Here is a 15454-nt window from a genome sequence, read left to right on the forward strand (position 1 = left end):
GGCCCGTCACCCCTCGGGGAGACGGGCCTCCGCCGTCGTACTCGGTCCGGCGGGGGCCGGTCCTCCGGGCGGGGGAGCGCGACCGCCGGCGCGAGCAGCACCGGGGTGTCCAGCACCACGGTCCGCGGTGGCGGCCCGGCCTGGCGGTCGTGGGCGCCGACCAGTAGTCTCGACCCCGGTGCCCCCTTGCGGGTCGCCGTTCTCCATTCCGTTCCCAGCCGGCGCGACCGGCCACGCGGGTCTGCCGCGGCGGGAACCGACGGGCCCCTCCGCGGGGCTCCGGGCGTCCGGACCACGGGTCCGCGAGACGCGCCGGCCCATGACCCGCGGCGACGTGCGCCGTGAGGGGAGCGGGGCCGGTACGAGGGCAGCAGAACTGTCCCACGCACTTCAAGATGGAGAATCAGTAGTGCCTACCATCCAGCAGCTGGTCCGCAAGGGCCGCTCGACGAAGCGCTCGGCGTCCAAGACGCCCGCGCTCAAGGCCAGCCCGCAGCGTCGTGGCGTGTGCACCCGCGTGTACACCACCACTCCGAAGAAGCCGAACTCCGCCCTTCGTAAGGTCGCCCGCGTGCGCCTCTCGTCCGGCATCGAGGTCACCGCGTACATCCCCGGCGAGGGCCACAACCTCCAGGAGCACTCGATCGTGCTCGTCCGCGGCGGTCGTGTGAAGGACCTCCCCGGTGTCCGCTACCACATCGTGCGCGGCGCCCTCGACACCCAGGGCGTCAAGGGCCGTGGGCAGGCGCGCTCCAAGTACGGCGCCAAGAAGGAGAAGAAGTAATGCCTCGTAAGGGTCCCGCCCCCAAGCGCCCGCTCGTCGTCGACCCCGTCTACGGCTCGCCGGTCGTCACCCAGCTCGTCAACCGCGTCCTCCTCGACGGCAAGAAGTCCACCGCCGAGCGCATCGTCTACGGAGCCCTCGAGGGCGTCCGCGCCAAGACGGACCAGGACCCGGTCACCGTCCTCAAGCGCGCCCTGGACAACATCCGCCCGGCCCTCGAGGTCCGCTCCCGCCGCGTCGGCGGCGCGACCTACCAGGTCCCGGTCGAGGTCCGCCCCAACCGCGCCACCACCCTCGCCCTCCGCTGGCTCGTCGACTTCTCCCGCGAGCGTCGCGAGAACACGATGACCGAGCGCCTCATGAACGAGATCCTGGACGCGTCCAACGGTCTCGGCGCCGCCGTCAAGCGTCGCGAGGACATGCACCGAATGGCCGAGTCCAACAAGGCCTTCGCCCACTACCGCTGGTAATCAGCAGAACGTCGGCCGGGGTCCGCCCCCGGCGGCCCCGGCCGACGTCTCTTCTCCCTCACTCGAACTGAACGAAGGACTCAACTCGTGGCACTTGACGTGCTGACCGACCTCACCAAGGTCCGCAACATCGGCATCATGGCCCACATCGATGCCGGCAAGACGACCGTGACGGAGCGCATCCTCTTCTACACGGGCATCAACTACAAGATCGGCGAGACCCACGACGGCGCCTCGACGATGGACTGGATGGAGCAGGAGCAGGAGCGCGGCATCACGATCACGTCCGCCGCGACGACGTGCTTCTGGAAGAAGAACCAGATCAACATCATCGACACCCCCGGGCACGTCGACTTCACGGTGGAGGTCGAGCGCTCCCTGCGCGTGCTCGACGGCGCCGTGGCCGTCTTCGACGGCAAGGAGGGCGTCGAGCCCCAGTCCGAGACGGTGTGGCGGCAGGCCGACAAGTACAACGTCCCCCGCATCTGCTTCATCAACAAGATGGACAAGCTGGGCGCCAACTTCGACTACTCCGTCCAGACGATCAAGGACCGCCTCCACGCGACCCCGATCGTCCTCAACTTCCCGATCGGTGCGGAGAACGACTTCTCCGGCGTCGTCGACGTGCTCGAGATGCGCGCCGTCCGCTTCCCGGAGAAGGACGCCGACGGCGTCGACACCCGCGGCTCCGTCGTCGAGTACGAGGAGGTCCCCACCGAGCTCCAGGCCAAGGCCGAGGAGCTCCGCAGCGAGCTCGTCGAGACGGTCGCCGAGGCCGACGACGAGCTCATGGAGAAGTACCTCGAGGGCGAGGAGCTCACCGTCGCCGAGCTCAAGCGCGGCATCCGCAAGCTCACCATCGCCGGCGAGGCCTTCCCGGTCCTCGCGGGCTCCGCGTTCAAGAACAAGGGCGTCCAGCCCATGCTCGACGCGGTCCTCGACTACCTCCCGTCCCCGCTGGACGTCCCCGCCGTCGAGGGCCACGCCGTCGGCGACGAGGACACCGTCCTCACCCGCGAGGCCGACGAGAACGCCTCGTTCTCCGCCCTCGCCTTCAAGGTCGCCACGCACCCCTTCTACGGCAAGCTCGTCTACGTGCGCGTCTACTCCGGCAAGGTCGCGCAGGGCGACATGGTTCTCAACGCGACCAAGGGCAAGAAGGAGCGCATCGGCAAGCTCTTCCAGATGCACTCCAACAAGGAGAACCCGGTCGAGCAGGCCCACGCGGGTCACATCTACGCCTTCATCGGCCTCAAGGACGTCACCACCGGTGACACGCTCTGCGCGCAGAACGACCCGGTCATCCTCGAGTCGATGAGCTTCCCGGCCCCGGTCATCCACGTGGCCATCGAGCCCAAGACCAAGGGCGACCAGGAGAAGCTGGGCGTCGCCATCCAGAAGCTCTCCGAGGAGGACCCGACCTTCACGGTCGAGCTCGACGAGGAGACCGGCCAGACCGTCATCGGAGGCATGGGCGAGCTCCACCTCGACGTCTTCGTCGACCGCATGCGCCGCGAGTTCAAGGTGGAGGCCAACGTCGGAAACCCGATGGTCGCCTACCGCGAGACCATCCGCAAGAAGGTCGAGAAGGTCGAGTACACGCACAAGAAGCAGACCGGTGGCTCCGGTCAGTTCGCGAAGGTCCAGATGGCCTTCGAGCCCCTCGTGATCACCGACGAGGAGAAGGCCAAGGACGACGAGGACCAGGCGCACTACGAGTTCGTCAACGCCGTCACCGGCGGCCGCGTCCCGCGCGAGTACATTCCTTCCGTCGACGCGGGCGTCCGGGACGCGATGCTCACCGGTGTCCTCGCCGGCTACCCGATGGTCGACATCAAGGCCACGCTGCTCGACGGCGCCTACCACGAGGTCGACTCCTCCGAGATGGCGTTCAAGATCGCCGGCTCGCAGGCGTTCAAGGAGGGTGCGAAGAAGGCCAGCCCGGTCCTCCTCGAGCCCGTCATGGCAGTCGAGGTCCGCACCCCCGAGGAGTACATGGGCGACGTCATCGGCGACCTCAACTCCCGCCGCGGCATGATCCAGTCCATGGAGGACGCCCAGGGCGTCAAGGTCGTCAAGGCCGCCGTGCCGCTCTCCGAGATGTTCGGCTACGTGGGCGACCTGCGCTCCAAGACCCAGGGCCGCGCCGTCTACTCGATGAGCTTCGACTCCTACGCGGAGGTCCCGAAGAACGTCGCCGACGAGATCATCGCCAAGGCCAAGGGCGAGTGACTCTCCTGGCTCTCCCGGGGACCGGACGGTTTGCGACCGGTCCCCGGGAGGCCTCAGGGCGCTCGCACCGGCGACGCCCCGTCCAGTAAGATTTCCAACAATTCACCAGTAGAGACTCTCTGCGTCACCACGGCTAGCATGTGATCCAGTCGTATCCCGACGAAGAGAACTACCCGAGTCCAGGAGGACACCAGTGGCCAAGGCCAAGTACGACAAGACCAAGCCGCACGTCAACATCGGCACCATCGGACACGTCGACCACGGTAAGACGACGCTGACCGCGGCGATCTCCAAGGTCCTGCACGACGAGTACCCGGAGCTCAACCCCTTCACCCCCTTCGACGAGATCGACAAGGCTCCCGAGGAGCGCCAGCGCGGTATCACGATCAACATCGCGCACGTCGAGTACCAGACCGCCGCGCGTCACTACGCCCACGTCGACGCCCCCGGCCACGCCGACTACATCAAGAACATGATCACCGGTGCCGCCCAGATGGATGGCGCCATCCTCGTGGTCGCCGCCACCGACGGCCCGATGGCCCAGACCCGCGAGCACGTCCTGCTCGCCCGTCAGGTCGGCGTCCCGGTCCTCCTCGTCGCGCTCAACAAGGCCGACATGGTGGACGACGAGGAGCTCCTCGACCTCGTCGAGATGGAGGTGCGCGAGCTCCTCTCCTCGCAGGACTACGACGGCGACAACGCCCCCGTGATCCGCGTGTCCGCTCTCAAGGCCCTCGAGGGCGACGCTGAGTGGGCCGGCAAGATCAAGGAGCTCATGGACGCTGTCGACGAGTACATCCCGACCCCGGAGCGCGACCTCGACAAGCCCTTCCTCATGCCCGTCGAGGACGTCTTCACGATCACCGGTCGCGGCACCGTCGTCACCGGCCGTGTCGAGCGCGGCAAGCTCGCCATCAACTCCGAGGTCGAGATCCTCGGTATCCGTGACCCGCAGAAGACCACGGTCACCGGCATCGAGATGTTCCACAAGTCGATGGACGAGGCCTGGGCCGGCGAGAACTGCGGTCTCCTCCTCCGCGGCACCCGTCGTGAGGACGTCGAGCGCGGCCAGGTCGTCTGCAAGCCCGGCTCGATCACCCCGCACACCGAGTTCGAGGGCCACGTCTACATCCTGACCAAGGACGAGGGCGGCCGCCACAACCCCTTCTACTCGAACTACCGTCCGCAGTTCTACTTCCGCACCACGGACGTCACCGGTGTCATCACCCTCCCCGAGGGCACCGAGATGGTCATGCCCGGCGACACCACCGAGATGTCCGTCGAGCTCATCCAGCCCATCGCCATGGAGGAGGGCCTCGGCTTCGCCATCCGCGAGGGTGGCCGCACCGTCGGCTCCGGCCGCGTCACCAAGATCATCAAGTGACGATCTGACGCAGGCTGACTGAGAAGTCATCGGGATCCCCCGGTCTCCGTGAGGAGGCCGGGGGATCCCGGCGTTCGAGCGAGGGAGCGCTCCGCTCTGCGCCGGCGCGGACCCGGCGTCGGCTCACACGGGGGAGTGCGGGATCGCCCGCGGCCCGACCGTGCGACACGCCCGAGCGCGTGGACCAGGTGGGCGGTCTCACAGGGGGCGGGCGCCGTCTCGACTTCCATCGGGGCGGATGGCGCTGATAGCGTTACCGGGCTGGTGCGGACGGTGTCCGCGCGAGCCACCTCCCGGGGTCGACCCGGGAACCAGTCTGACGGACCCGATCCCATCGGGTTTCCGTGTGTCCAGACCGGCCACATCTACTTCACAGCGGAGCTCCTTGCGCGTCGCGATCGCGACACGCCCGAGCGCGTGGACCGGTCACCGAAAGTACGAGAGAGGTTAGGCGCCATGGCGGGACAGAAGATCCGCATCCGGCTCAAGTCCTACGACCACGAGGTCATCGACAGCTCGGCGCGCAAGATCGTCGACGTCGTGACCCGCGCTGGTGCGACGGTCGTGGGCCCCGTGCCGCTGCCGACCGAGAAGAACGTGTTCTGCGTCATCCGGTCGCCGCACAAGTACAAGGACAGCCGCGAGCACTTCGAGATGCGCACGCACAAGCGGCTGATCGACATCATCGACCCGACGCCGAAGGCCGTCGACTCGCTCATGCGTCTCGACCTGCCGGCCGACGTCAACATCGAGATCAAGCTCTGAGGACTGAAGCCATGACTACGCTTAACCAGCCGGCTGCTGCCGCGCCTGCCAAGGCGCTGCTCGGCACCAAGCTCGGCATGACGCAGATCTGGGACGAGAGCGGCATCCTCCGCCCCGTCACCGTCGTCCGCGTCGACACCAACGTCGTGACCCAGGTCCGCACCGTCGAGACCGACGGCTACGAGGCCGTCCAGCTCGCCTTCGGCGAGATCGACGAGCGCAAGGTCACCAAGCCCCTCCAGGGCCACTTCGCCAAGGCCGGGGTCGCTCCCCGCCGCCACGTCGCCGAGGTCCGCACCTCCCTCGCCGGTGAGTTCACCCCCGGCCAGGAGCTCACTGCGGAGACCTTCGAGGTCGGCCAGAAGGTCGACGTCACGGGCACCTCCAAGGGCAAGGGCTTCGCGGGCGTCATGAAGCGCCACGGCTTCCAGGGCGTCTCCGCCTCCCACGGTGCGCACCGCAACCACCGCAAGCCCGGCTCCGTCGGCGCCTGCGCGACCCCCGGTCGCATCTTCAAGGGCCTGCGCATGGCCGGCCACATGGGTCACGAGACCTCCACCGTCCAGAACCTCAAGGTGCGCGGGGTCGACGCCGACAAGGGCGTCCTCCTCGTCAACGGCGCCATCCCGGGCCCCAAGGGCGCGGTCGTCGTCGTCCGCACCGCCGTGAAGGGAGCCTGACACCATGGCACAGGCACTGACCGTCGACATCGTCGACTCCAAGGGCGCCAAGACCGGCACGGCCGAGCTCCCGGCCGCGGTCTTCGACGTCGAGACCAACATCCCGCTCATGCACCAGGTCGTCGTGGCCCAGCTGGCCGCGGCGCGCCAGGGCACGCACGCCACCAAGACCCGCGGCGCCGTCCGCGGCGGTGGCAAGAAGCCGTACCGCCAGAAGGGCACCGGCCGCGCACGCCAGGGCTCGATCCGCGCCCCCCAGTACGTCGGCGGTGGCACCGTCCACGGCCCGCAGCCGCGCGACTACAGCCAGCGGACCCCCAAGAAGATGAAGGCCGCGGCCCTGCGCTCGGCCCTGTCGGACCGCGCTCGCAACGGCCGCGTCCACGTCATCACCGAGTTCGTCACCTCCGAGACGCCCTCCACCAAGTCGGCTCTCACGGCGCTGCGCAACCTCACGGACCGCAAGTCCCTGGTCGTCGCCACCCGCGAGGACGAGCTCACCGCGCTCAGCCTGCGCAACGCCCCCGAGGCGCTCGTGCTCTGGGCCGACCAGCTCAACACCTACGACGTCCTCGTCAACGACGACGTCGTCTTCACTGCCGCCGCCCTGGACGCGTTCCTCGGCAAGGGCGAGGAGGAGTCCAAGTGAGCCTCGAGAAGTCCAAGAACCCCCGCGACGTCATCGTCGCGCCGGTCGTCTCCGAGAAGTCCTACGCCTGCATGGACCGTGGCCAGTACACGTTCATCGTGGCGCCGGGTTCCAACAAGACCGAGATCAAGCAGGCCGTCGAGGCCATCTTCGACGTCAAGGTCGACTCCGTGAACACGGTCAACCGCAAGGGCAAGACCCGTCGCACCCGCACGGGCACCGGCAAGGCCAAGGACACCAAGCGCGCGATCGTCACGCTGCGCGAGGGGACCATCGACATCTTTGGCGAACTGGCTGAGTGAGCCAGGGAAGGTAAAGGATCGACATGGCAATCCGTAAGTACAAGCCGACGACGCCGGGTCGTCGCGGCTCCTCCGTGGCCGACTTCGTCGAGATCACGCGCAGCGAGCCCGAGAAGTCCCTCGTCCGTCCGCTGAGCAAGTCCGGTGGCCGCAACTCCAACGGCCGCGTCACCACCCGCCACAAGGGCGGCGGCCACAAGCGCGCCTACCGCGTCATCGACTTCCGTCGCAACGACAAGGACGGCGTGCCCGCCAAGGTCGCTCACATCGAGTACGACCCGAACCGCACCGCCCGCATCGCCCTGCTGCACTACGCCGACGGCGAGAAGCGCTACATCATCGCGCCGAACCGCCTCTCCCAGGGCGACGTCGTCGAGGCCGGCCCCAACGCCGACATCAAGCCGGGCAACAACCTGCCCCTGCGCAGCATCCCGACCGGTACGGTCGTCCACGCCGTCGAGCTCCGCCCCGGTGGCGGCGCCAAGATCGCCCGCTCCGCGGGCACCTCGGTCCAGCTCGTCGCCAAGGAGGGCAAGTACGCCCAGCTTCGCATGCCCTCCGGCGAGATCCGCAACGTCGAGATCTCCTGCCGCGCCACCATCGGCGAGGTGGGCAACGCCGAGCAGTCCAACATCAACTGGGGCAAGGCCGGCCGCATGCGCTGGAAGGGCGTCCGCCCGACCGTCCGCGGTGTCGTCATGAACCCGGTCGACCACCCGCACGGTGGTGGTGAGGGCCGCACGAGCGGTGGTCGTCACCCCGTCTCCCCGTGGGGCAAGCCCGAGGGCCGTACCCGTCGTCCCAACAAGTCCAGCGACCGCCTCATCGTGCGTCGTCGTCGGACCGGCAAGAAGCGCTGATAGGAGCCTGATATGCCGCGCAGCCTGAAGAAGGGTCCCTTCGTCGACGACCACCTCCTCAAGAAGGTGGACGTCCAGAACGAGAAGGGCACCAAGAACGTCATCAAGACCTGGTCCCGTCGTTCGGTCATCACGCCGGACTTCCTCGGACACACTTTCGCCGTCCACGACGGTCGCAAGCACGTCCCGGTCTTCGTCACCGAGTCCATGGTGGGCCACAAGCTCGGCGAGTTCGCTCCGACCCGTACCTTCCGTGGGCACGTCAAGGACGACCGCAAGGCGCGTCGCTGACGCCGTCGGAAGCAGAGAGGCAGAGAACATGGAAGCCAAGGCGCAGGCCAAGTACGTGCGCTGCACGCCGATGAAGGCCCGCCGCGTCGTGGACGTCGTCCGCGGCAAGCGCGCCGTCGAGGCCGTCAACGTGCTCCGATTCGCCCCGCAGGCCGCTGCGGTGCCGGTGCGCAAGGTGATCGAGTCCGCCATCGCCAACGCCCGGGTCAAGGCCGAGCGTGACGGCGAGCGGTTCGACGAGAACGAGCTCTTCATCACCGAGGTGTTCGCCGACGAGGGTCCGACCCTCAAGCGGTTCCGTCCCCGCGCCCAGGGGCGCGCCAGCCGGATCCTCAAGCGCACCTCGCACATCACCGTCATCGTCGGCGACAGGGCCGACTCCGCGAAGAAGGAAGGAGCCCGGTAATGGGGCAGAAGGTCAACCCGACCGGGTTCCGCCTGGGCATCACCACGGACCACCGCTCGCGCTGGTTCGCCGACTCCACGAAGCCTGGTCAGCGCTACCGCGACTTCGTGGACGAGGACGTCAAGATCCGCCGCCTCATGGAGGACGGCATGGAGCGGGCGGGCATCTCCAAGGTCGACATCGAGCGCACGCGTGACCGCGTCCGCGTCGACCTGCACACCGCCCGTCCCGGCATCGTCATCGGTCGCCGTGGCGCCGAGGCCGAGCGCCTGCGCGGTCAGCTCGAGAAGCTGACCGGCAAGCAGGTCCAGCTCAACATCCTCGAGGTCAAGAACCCCGACCTCGACGCGCAGCTCGTCGCCCAGGGCATCGCGGAGCAGCTCGCCAGCCGAGTCTCCTTCCGCCGTGCCATGCGCAAGGGCATGCAGTCCGCGATGCGCGCCGGCGCCAAGGGCATCCGCGTCCAGTGCGCGGGTCGCCTCGGCGGTGCCGAGATGAGCCGCTCGGAGTTCTACCGCGAGGGGCGCGTGCCGCTGCACACCCTCCGCGCGAACATCGACTACGGCTTCTACGAGGCCAAGACCACCTTCGGACGTCTCGGCGTCAAGGTGTGGATCTACAAGGGCGACATGACCGAGCGCGAGTTCGAGGCGCAGCAGGCCGTGTCCAGCCCCCGCGGCCGTGGTGGCCGTGGCGAGCGCCGCGGCGGCCGCCGCGGTGAGCGCGGTGACCGCGCTCCGCGTCAGAGCAACGAGCAGCAGGCCGAGCAGACGCCGGCCGCCGAGAACGCTGCCGCAGACCAGGGAACGGAGGCCTGAGCCGTGCTCATCCCTCGCCGGACCAAGTTCCGCAAGCAGCACCGCCCGCACCGCTCGGGCCTGTCCAAGGGCGGCAACCAGATCGCCTTCGGTGACTACGGTATCCAGGCCCTCGAGCCCGCCTACATCACCAACCGCCAGATCGAGGCGGCTCGTATCGCGATGACCCGCCACATCAAGCGCGGCGGAAAGGTGTGGATCAACATCTTCCCGGACCGTCCGCTGACCAAGAAGCCCGCCGAGACCCGCATGGGTTCCGGTAAGGGCGCCCCCGAGTGGTGGGTCGCCAACGTCAAGCCCGGACGCATCCTGTTCGAGCTCGGCGGCGTCGACGAGCCGCTCGCCCGCGAGGCCATGCGCCGCGCGCAGCACAAGCTTCCTATGAAGACCCGTTTCGTGACTCGTGAGGGTGGTGACGTCTGATGGCTATCGGTTCCAAGGGTCTGACCCCGTCCGACCTCGACGCCATGGACAACGAGCGCCTCGCTGAGGAGCTCTCCAAGGCCAAGGCTGAGCTGTTCAACCTCCGGTTCGCCTCGGCGACCGGCCAGCTCGAGGACCACGGCCGTCTCAAGGCCGTGCGTCGCGACATCGCCCGCATCTACACGATCGTGCGCGAGCGCGAGCTCGGCATCCGTACCGCTCCGAGCACGGAGGAGTCCAAGTGAGCGAGCAGAACGTCCAGCAGTCCACCGAGCGCGCCCAGCGCAAGGTCCGCACCGGTTACGTCGTCTCGGACAAGATGGACAAGACCGTCGTCGTCGAGATCGAGGAGCGCTACAAGCACTCGCTCTACGGCAAGGTCCTCCGTCGTTCCCAGAAGGCCAAGGTCCACGACGAGAACAACGAGGCGCACGTCGGCGACCTCGTCCGCGTCATGGAGACCCGTCCGCTGAGCGCCACCAAGCACTGGCGCCTCGTGGAGGTCATCGAGAAGGCCAAGTGACCTCTCGCTGAGCTTCACCCAGCAGCACCGCGACGCCGCCACCGCCCCTCGGGGAGGTGGCGGCGTCGGCGTGCGGGGGGGGGGAAGAGAGAGAGGAGGTGCGGCGGCCCCGATCGCCCTGCCGAGGGCGCGGACGACGGCCGCCGGCCGGCTGGCCGGGCCGGTGGGCCCGGTGAGGAAGGGCACAGGAGTGCCCGCGGCTCCCAGGTTCCGCGTCAGGACGGGCGTCAACTAGGCTATGGGAGTTGCGCGCGCCCGCAGTGCGCCCGACAGAGACCTCGCGCACCTGCGCCTGTGTCTGCCGGGACCCACGCACGACGGACTCCACTCGCCCCTGGCGGGGAGAGCAGTGCGCATTCGCAGAAGGAACGTTCGGCTAGGCTCGCGCCCCCTCGGGGGACGTCGAGAACCGGCTCGACGACAGGAGAACACTCAATGATCCAGCAGGAGTCGCGACTGACGGTCGCCGACAACACCGGTGCCAAGGAGATCCTTTGCATCCGTGTTCTCGGTGGCTCGGGTCGGCGCTATGCGGGTATCGGCGACACCATCGTCGCCACCGTGAAGGACGCCATCCCCGGCGGCAACGTCAAGAAGGGCGAGGTCGTCAAGGCGGTCGTCGTGCGCACCCGCAAGGAGCGCCGGCGCCCGGACGGCTCGTACATCCGCTTCGACGAGAACGCGGCCGTCATCCTCAACAACAACGGCGAGCCCCGCGGCACGCGCATCTTCGGCCCGGTGGGCCGCGAGCTTCGTGACAAGAAGTTCATGCGCATCGTGTCGCTCGCCCCGGAGGTGATCTGACAATGGCACGCATCAAGAAGGGTGACCAGGTCCTGGTCATCGCCGGCAAGGACAAGGGCAAGACGGGGCGCGTCCTCGAGGTCCTCCCCGAGGTCGACCGCGTCGTCGTCGAGGGCGTCCAGCGCGTCACCAAGCACACCCGTGTGGGCCAGTCCGCCCAGGGCGCCCGCACCGGCGGCATCGAGACCGTCGAGGCCCCGATCCACGCCTCCAACGTCATGCTCGTCGACCCCAAGACCAAGCAGCGCACCCGCGTCGGCTTCCGCGTCGAGGAGGGCGAGCGCCCCAACGGCGCCAAGCGGACCGTGCGCGTCCGCTACGCCAAGAAGTCCGGGGAGGACCTGTGACCATGGCCGACTACACGCCCCGTCTCAAGACCAAGTACGCCTCCGACGTCGCGCCGGCCCTCCGCGAGGAGTTCCAGCACGCCAACGTCAACGAGGTCGGCCGCGTCGTCAAGGTGGTCGTCAACATGGGTGTGGGCGAGGCCGCTCACGACTCCAAGATGATCGAGGGCGCCGTCCGCGACCTCACCGCCATCACCGGCCAGAAGCCCCAGGTCACGAAGGCCCGCAAGTCCATCGCGCAGTTCAAGCTGCGCGAGGGCCAGCCGATCGGCGCGCACGTCACGCTGCGCGGCGACCGCATGTGGGAGTTCCTCGACCGCCTCATCTCCGTCTCGCTTCCCCGCATCCGCGACTTCCGCGGCCTGTCCCCGAAGCAGTTCGACGGCAACGGCAACTACACCTTCGGTCTCACCGAGCAGTCCGTGTTCCACGAGATCGACGCCGACTCCATCGACCGCGTGCGCGGCATGGACATCACCGTGGTGACCACGGCCAAGACCGACGAGGAGGCCCGCTCGCTGCTCAAGCAGCTCGGCTTCCCCTTCAAGGAGAAGTGACATGGCGAAGACCGCTCTCAAGGAGAAGGCCAACCGCAAGCCGAAGTTCGGCGTCCGGGCCTACACGCGCTGCCAGCGCTGCGGCCGCCCGCACTCCGTCTACCGCAAGTTCGGCCTGTGCCGAGTCTGCCTGCGCGAGATGGCCCTCAACGGTCAGCTCCCCGGTGTGACGAAGTCCAGCTGGTAAGAAACTACGTCGCAGGTCCGCGAGGAAACCGCGACGAGGAAGGGCTGAGGCCCACTCATGACTATGACAGACCCGATCGCAGACATGCTCACCCGTCTGCGCAACGCCAACAACGCCTACCACGACGTCGTCTCGATGCCGTCGAGCAAGCTCAAGGTCAACATCGCCGAGATGCTGAAGGCCGAGGGCTACATCGCCGACTACGAGGTCACCGACGCGGAGGTCGGCAAGACGCTCACGCTGAGCCTCAAGTACGGAGCCAACCGCCAGCGGGCCATCCAGGGCCTCAAGCGCGTCTCCAAGCCCGGCCTGCGCGTCTACGCCAAGTCCACCAACCTGCCCAAGGTCCTCGGCGGCCTCGGGGTGGCCATCCTGTCCACCTCCTCCGGCCTCCTCACGGACAAGCAGGCCGAGTCCAAGGGCGTCGGCGGCGAAGTGCTCGCCTACGTCTGGTGAGATAAGGAACGGAGGAAAACCATGTCTCGTATTGGACGACTTCCCGTTCCGGTTCCCGCCGGAGTGGACGTCACCATCAACGGCAACGAGGTGACCGTGAAGGGCCCCAAGGGCACCCTCTCGCGCGTCATCCCCGCCCCGCTGAGCGTCACCCGCCAGGAGGACGGCACCATCCTGGTGACCCGTCCCGACGACGAGCGCGAGTCCCGCTCGCTGCACGGCCTGTCGCGAACGCTCATCAACAACATGGTCGTCGGCGTCACCGACGGCTACACGAAGAACCTCGAGATCGTCGGCACCGGTTACCGCGCCCAGCAGCGCGGCACCGCCATCGAGCTCTCGCTCGGCTTCTCGCACACCGTGACCGTCGAGGCCCCCGAGGGCATCACCCTCACGGTCGACGGCAACCTCAAGATCGCCGTCTCCGGCATCTCCAAGGAACAGGTCGGCGAGGTCGCGGCGAACATCCGCAAGATCCGCCCGCCGGAGCCCTACAAGGGCAAGGGCGTGCGCTACGCCGGCGAGAACGTCCGCCGCAAGGTCGGAAAGGCTGGTAAGTGACCATGGCTTACACGATCAAGAGGGGCAAGTCGAAGGCTGTCGCCCGCAAGATCCGCCACCAGCGCGTGCGCAAGCACGTCAACGGCACGCCGGAGCGCCCGCGCCTCGTCGTCACCCGCTCGAACCGCCACATGGTCGCGCAGGTCATCGACGACACCATCGGCCACACCCTGTGCTCGGCCTCGACCCTCGAGGACACCGTCAAGGGCGTCGAGGGCCACAAGGTCGGCCAGGCGCACAAGGTCGGCGAGCTCGTCGCCGAGCGCGCCAAGGCCCTGGGCATTGAGAAGGTTGTCTTCGACCGCGGAGGCAACAAGTACCACGGCCGTGTCGCCGCCGTCGCCGACGGCGCCCGCGACGGCGGCCTGGTGCTCTGAGCACGACGACGACGAGAAGGAAGAGGAACATCTGATGGCTGCACCGCAGCGAGACAGGTCCGCGTCGTCCAACGGCTCGGCCCAGAACAACGACGACCGTCGCGGCGAGGGCCGCGGCCGTCGCGACCGCAACAACGACCGTCGCGACCGCAACAACGGTCGCGGCAACGACGACAAGTACATCGAGCGCGTCGTCACCATCAACCGCGTGTCCAAGGTCGTCAAGGGCGGCCGCCGCTTCACCTTCACGGCGCTGGTCGTCGTCGGTGACGGCGAGGGCACCGTCGGCGTCGGTTACGGCAAGGCGAAGGAGGTCCCCGCCGCCATCGCCAAGGCCGTGGAGGTGGCGAAGAAGAACTTCTTCCACGTCCCGATGATCCGTCGCACCATCCCGCACCTGGTCCAGGGCGAGGACTCCGCCGGAGTCGTCCTCCTGCGCCCCGCGTCCCCCGGTACCGGTGTTATCGCCGGTGGCCCGGTCCGCGCCGTGCTGGACTGCGCCGGCATCCACGACATCCTGTCGAAGTCGCTCGGCTCCTCGAACTCGATCAACATCGTCCACGCGACCGTGGACGCGCTCAAGAAGCTCGAGCAGCCGGAGGCCGTGGCCGCCCGCCGTGGTCTGGCCCTGGAGGACGTCGCCCCGCAGTCCATGCTGCGTGCGCGCGCTGAGGGCGAGGCCGACAAGCGTGCAGCGGCCGAGAAGAAGGAGGCCGAGAAGGCCGCCGAAGGAGCTGAGGCGTGATGGCTAGCACCACGACCAAGCAGATCAAGGTCACCCAGGTCCGCTCGGGCATCGGCGGCACGCGCCGTCAGCGCGAGACCCTGAAGTCCCTCGGCCTGCGCAAGATCCGCCAGTCCGTCGTCCGCGAGGACAGCAAGTCCGTCCGCGGCATGATCGCCACGGTGGCGCACCTCGTCACCGTTGAGGAGGCCTGAGATGGCTGACAACGAGAACACCCAGGGGTCGGGGCAGGTCGTCAAGCTGCACCACCTCCGTCCCGCCGAGGGCTCCAAGATGGCCAAGACCCGCGTGGGTCGCGGTGAGGGCTCCAAGGGCAAGACCTCGGGCCGCGGTACCAAGGGCACGAAGGCCCGCTACCAGGTCCGTCCGGGCTTCGAGGGCGGCCAGATGCCCCTGGCCATGCGCCTCCCGAAGCTGCGCGGCTTCAAGAACTTCAACCGCGTTGAGTTCCAGCCGGTCAACGTCGGCCGCATCGCCGAGCTCTTCCCCGAGGGCGGCGCCGTGACGGTCGAGGACCTGGTCGCCAAGGGCGCCGTGCGCGAGGGCCACCTCGTCAAGGCGCTCGGCTCCGGCGACGTCTCCGTCAAGCTCGAGCTGACGGTCGACGCCTGGTCCGGCTCCGCCAAGGAGAAGATCGAGGCCGCCGGCGGTTCCGTCACCGCCCGCTGAGTCGGCTGACGGACGCCGACGCGTCCACGAGGGCCCCGGTCGTGAGGAGAGATCCTTCGACCGGGGCCCTCGTTGTGCGCGGGGACCGGCGCCGACCCCGGGCCACGTCCTCGGGGCCCAGGTGCGGGAGACGCGAGCGCGCCCGCTCGCGGCGCGAGTGACGC

The 15454-nt window shown here is 68.3% G+C and carries 25 protein-coding genes; all 25 read left to right on the forward strand.

All coding sequences use genetic code 11. The features are described from left to right. Positions 1-409: 409 nt before the first annotated feature. The 25 genes from rpsL (at position 410) to rplO (ending at position 15290) form a co-directional block, all read left to right on the forward strand. Positions 410-784 carry a 30S ribosomal protein S12 gene (gene rpsL / locus AXF14_RS07155; protein ID WP_067942034.1) on the forward strand — a complete coding sequence of 125 codons (375 nt, stop codon included), beginning with the start codon at positions 410-412 and terminating at the stop codon, positions 782-784. Next, positions 784-1254, forward strand: coding sequence for a 30S ribosomal protein S7 (rpsG, locus tag AXF14_RS07160; protein ID WP_067942036.1), 471 nt, complete (start codon positions 784-786; stop codon positions 1252-1254). Before rpsL ends, rpsG begins: the two co-directional genes overlap by 1 nt. Before the next feature lie 87 nt (positions 1255-1341). Next, positions 1342-3486 carry an elongation factor G gene (gene fusA / locus AXF14_RS07165; RefSeq protein ID WP_067942038.1) on the forward strand — a complete coding sequence of 715 codons (2145 nt, stop codon included), beginning with the start codon at positions 1342-1344 and terminating at the stop codon, positions 3484-3486. Positions 3487-3679: 193 nt separating this feature from the next. Further along, positions 3680-4870 (forward strand): elongation factor Tu, encoded by a 1191-nt coding sequence (gene tuf, locus AXF14_RS07170; protein WP_067942040.1) that lies wholly within the window; start codon positions 3680-3682, stop codon positions 4868-4870. 456 nt (positions 4871-5326) lie between these two features. Next, positions 5327-5635 carry a 30S ribosomal protein S10 gene (gene rpsJ, locus AXF14_RS07175; protein WP_005987219.1) on the forward strand — a complete coding sequence of 103 codons (309 nt, stop codon included), beginning with the start codon at positions 5327-5329 and terminating at the stop codon, positions 5633-5635. A gap of 11 nt (positions 5636-5646) precedes the next feature. Continuing rightward, a complete protein-coding gene (rplC, locus tag AXF14_RS07180) occupies positions 5647-6315 on the forward strand; it encodes a 50S ribosomal protein L3 (protein WP_067942042.1) in 669 nt (222 codons plus the stop codon). Between the two features lie 4 nt (positions 6316-6319). Then, positions 6320-6964: a 50S ribosomal protein L4 gene (gene rplD / locus AXF14_RS07185; RefSeq protein ID WP_067942045.1), complete on the forward strand. Its 645-nt coding sequence runs from the start codon at positions 6320-6322 to the stop codon at positions 6962-6964. Next, complete coding sequence (rplW, locus tag AXF14_RS07190) at positions 6961-7266, forward strand: 50S ribosomal protein L23 (RefSeq protein WP_067942047.1); 306 nt, start codon at positions 6961-6963, stop codon at positions 7264-7266. The genes rplD and rplW overlap by 4 nt, the downstream gene beginning before the upstream one ends. 23 nt (positions 7267-7289) lie before the next feature. Continuing rightward, a complete protein-coding gene (gene rplB, locus AXF14_RS07195) occupies positions 7290-8126 on the forward strand; it encodes a 50S ribosomal protein L2 (protein ID WP_067942049.1) in 837 nt (278 codons plus the stop codon). A 12-nt stretch (positions 8127-8138) separates the two neighbouring features. Then, complete coding sequence (rpsS, locus tag AXF14_RS07200) at positions 8139-8417, forward strand: 30S ribosomal protein S19 (protein ID WP_067942051.1); 279 nt, start codon at positions 8139-8141, stop codon at positions 8415-8417. A 28-nt stretch (positions 8418-8445) separates the two neighbouring features. Further along, positions 8446-8823: a 50S ribosomal protein L22 gene (gene rplV, locus AXF14_RS07205; RefSeq protein WP_067942053.1), complete on the forward strand. Its 378-nt coding sequence runs from the start codon at positions 8446-8448 to the stop codon at positions 8821-8823. Further along, positions 8823-9641, forward strand: coding sequence for a 30S ribosomal protein S3 (gene rpsC, locus AXF14_RS07210; protein WP_067942055.1), 819 nt, complete (start codon positions 8823-8825; stop codon positions 9639-9641). The genes rplV and rpsC overlap by 1 nt, the downstream gene beginning before the upstream one ends. A 3-nt stretch (positions 9642-9644) precedes the next feature. After that, entirely contained in the window at positions 9645-10064 is a 420-nt protein-coding gene (gene rplP / locus AXF14_RS07215) for a 50S ribosomal protein L16 (protein WP_067942057.1), read from the forward strand. Then, entirely contained in the window at positions 10064-10309 is a 246-nt protein-coding gene (gene rpmC / locus AXF14_RS07220; RefSeq protein ID WP_067942059.1) for a 50S ribosomal protein L29, read from the forward strand. Before rplP ends, rpmC begins: the two co-directional genes overlap by 1 nt. Continuing rightward, positions 10306-10587, forward strand: coding sequence for a 30S ribosomal protein S17 (gene rpsQ / locus AXF14_RS07225; RefSeq protein ID WP_067942061.1), 282 nt, complete (start codon positions 10306-10308; stop codon positions 10585-10587). Before rpmC ends, rpsQ begins: the two co-directional genes overlap by 4 nt. A 435-nt stretch (positions 10588-11022) precedes the next feature. After that, positions 11023-11391 (forward strand): 50S ribosomal protein L14, encoded by a 369-nt coding sequence (gene rplN, locus AXF14_RS07230; RefSeq protein WP_067942063.1) that lies wholly within the window; start codon positions 11023-11025, stop codon positions 11389-11391. 2 nt (positions 11392-11393) lie between these two features. Then, on the forward strand, positions 11394-11738 hold the full coding sequence (gene rplX, locus AXF14_RS07235; protein WP_067942065.1) for a 50S ribosomal protein L24: 345 nt from the start codon (positions 11394-11396) through the stop codon (positions 11736-11738). Between the two features lie 2 nt (positions 11739-11740). After that, the gene (rplE, locus tag AXF14_RS07240; RefSeq protein ID WP_067942067.1) at positions 11741-12295 is read left to right on the forward strand and encodes a 50S ribosomal protein L5; all 555 of its coding nucleotides are present in this window, start codon (positions 11741-11743) and stop codon (positions 12293-12295) included. Between the two features lies 1 nt (position 12296). After that, entirely contained in the window at positions 12297-12482 is a 186-nt protein-coding gene (locus AXF14_RS07245) for a type Z 30S ribosomal protein S14 (RefSeq protein ID WP_067942069.1), read from the forward strand. A 57-nt stretch (positions 12483-12539) separates the two neighbouring features. Further along, positions 12540-12938 carry a 30S ribosomal protein S8 gene (gene rpsH / locus AXF14_RS07250; protein WP_067942071.1) on the forward strand — a complete coding sequence of 133 codons (399 nt, stop codon included), beginning with the start codon at positions 12540-12542 and terminating at the stop codon, positions 12936-12938. Positions 12939-12959: 21 nt separating this feature from the next. Continuing rightward, positions 12960-13499: a 50S ribosomal protein L6 gene (gene rplF / locus AXF14_RS07255; protein ID WP_067942073.1), complete on the forward strand. Its 540-nt coding sequence runs from the start codon at positions 12960-12962 to the stop codon at positions 13497-13499. A 2-nt stretch (positions 13500-13501) separates the two neighbouring features. Beyond that, positions 13502-13876 carry a 50S ribosomal protein L18 gene (gene rplR / locus AXF14_RS07260; RefSeq protein ID WP_067944171.1) on the forward strand — a complete coding sequence of 125 codons (375 nt, stop codon included), beginning with the start codon at positions 13502-13504 and terminating at the stop codon, positions 13874-13876. Between the two features lie 34 nt (positions 13877-13910). Beyond that, positions 13911-14621, forward strand: a complete 711-nt coding sequence (gene rpsE, locus AXF14_RS07265) for a 30S ribosomal protein S5 (RefSeq protein ID WP_067942075.1) — start codon at positions 13911-13913, stop codon at positions 14619-14621. Next, on the forward strand, positions 14621-14815 hold the full coding sequence (rpmD, locus tag AXF14_RS07270; RefSeq protein WP_067944173.1) for a 50S ribosomal protein L30: 195 nt from the start codon (positions 14621-14623) through the stop codon (positions 14813-14815). The genes rpsE and rpmD overlap by 1 nt, the downstream gene beginning before the upstream one ends. Before the next feature lies 1 nt (position 14816). Further along, positions 14817-15290 carry a 50S ribosomal protein L15 gene (gene rplO, locus AXF14_RS07275; RefSeq protein ID WP_067942077.1) on the forward strand — a complete coding sequence of 158 codons (474 nt, stop codon included), beginning with the start codon at positions 14817-14819 and terminating at the stop codon, positions 15288-15290. Positions 15291-15454 lie beyond the last annotated feature (164 nt).

This window comes from Actinomyces radicidentis (genome assembly GCF_001553565.1).
GTDB classification, from domain to species: Bacteria; Actinomycetota; Actinomycetes; order Actinomycetales; family Actinomycetaceae; genus Actinomyces; species Actinomyces radicidentis.

Excerpts from the sequence above, each read along its gene's own strand:
- rpmC (WP_067942059.1), top strand. The coding sequence starts at position 10,064 with ATGGCTATCGGTTCCAAGGGTCTGACCCCGTCCGACCTCGACGCCATG.
- rplX (WP_067942065.1), top strand. The coding sequence starts at position 11,394 with ATGGCACGCATCAAGAAGGGTGACCAGGTCCTGGTCATCGCCGGCAAG.
- rplD (WP_067942045.1), top strand. The coding sequence starts at position 6,320 with ATGGCACAGGCACTGACCGTCGACATCGTCGACTCCAAGGGCGCCAAG.
- rplV (WP_067942053.1), top strand. The coding sequence starts at position 8,446 with ATGGAAGCCAAGGCGCAGGCCAAGTACGTGCGCTGCACGCCGATGAAG.
- rpsH (WP_067942071.1), top strand. The coding sequence starts at position 12,540 with ATGACTATGACAGACCCGATCGCAGACATGCTCACCCGTCTGCGCAAC.
- rpsJ (WP_005987219.1), top strand. The coding sequence starts at position 5,327 with ATGGCGGGACAGAAGATCCGCATCCGGCTCAAGTCCTACGACCACGAG.
- rpsC (WP_067942055.1), top strand. The coding sequence starts at position 8,823 with ATGGGGCAGAAGGTCAACCCGACCGGGTTCCGCCTGGGCATCACCACG.
- rplB (WP_067942049.1), top strand. The coding sequence starts at position 7,290 with ATGGCAATCCGTAAGTACAAGCCGACGACGCCGGGTCGTCGCGGCTCC.
- rpsG (WP_067942036.1), top strand. The coding sequence starts at position 784 with ATGCCTCGTAAGGGTCCCGCCCCCAAGCGCCCGCTCGTCGTCGACCCC.
- rpmD (WP_067944173.1), top strand. The coding sequence starts at position 14,621 with ATGGCTAGCACCACGACCAAGCAGATCAAGGTCACCCAGGTCCGCTCG.
- rpsE (WP_067942075.1), top strand. The coding sequence starts at position 13,911 with ATGGCTGCACCGCAGCGAGACAGGTCCGCGTCGTCCAACGGCTCGGCC.
- rplR (WP_067944171.1), top strand. The coding sequence starts at position 13,502 with ATGGCTTACACGATCAAGAGGGGCAAGTCGAAGGCTGTCGCCCGCAAG.
- rplE (WP_067942067.1), top strand. The coding sequence starts at position 11,741 with ATGGCCGACTACACGCCCCGTCTCAAGACCAAGTACGCCTCCGACGTC.
- rplF (WP_067942073.1), top strand. The coding sequence starts at position 12,960 with ATGTCTCGTATTGGACGACTTCCCGTTCCGGTTCCCGCCGGAGTGGAC.
- rplN (WP_067942063.1), top strand. The coding sequence starts at position 11,023 with ATGATCCAGCAGGAGTCGCGACTGACGGTCGCCGACAACACCGGTGCC.
- rplC (WP_067942042.1), top strand. The coding sequence starts at position 5,647 with ATGACTACGCTTAACCAGCCGGCTGCTGCCGCGCCTGCCAAGGCGCTG.
- AXF14_RS07245 (WP_067942069.1), top strand. The coding sequence starts at position 12,297 with ATGGCGAAGACCGCTCTCAAGGAGAAGGCCAACCGCAAGCCGAAGTTC.
- rplO (WP_067942077.1), top strand. The coding sequence starts at position 14,817 with ATGGCTGACAACGAGAACACCCAGGGGTCGGGGCAGGTCGTCAAGCTG.
- rpsS (WP_067942051.1), top strand. The coding sequence starts at position 8,139 with ATGCCGCGCAGCCTGAAGAAGGGTCCCTTCGTCGACGACCACCTCCTC.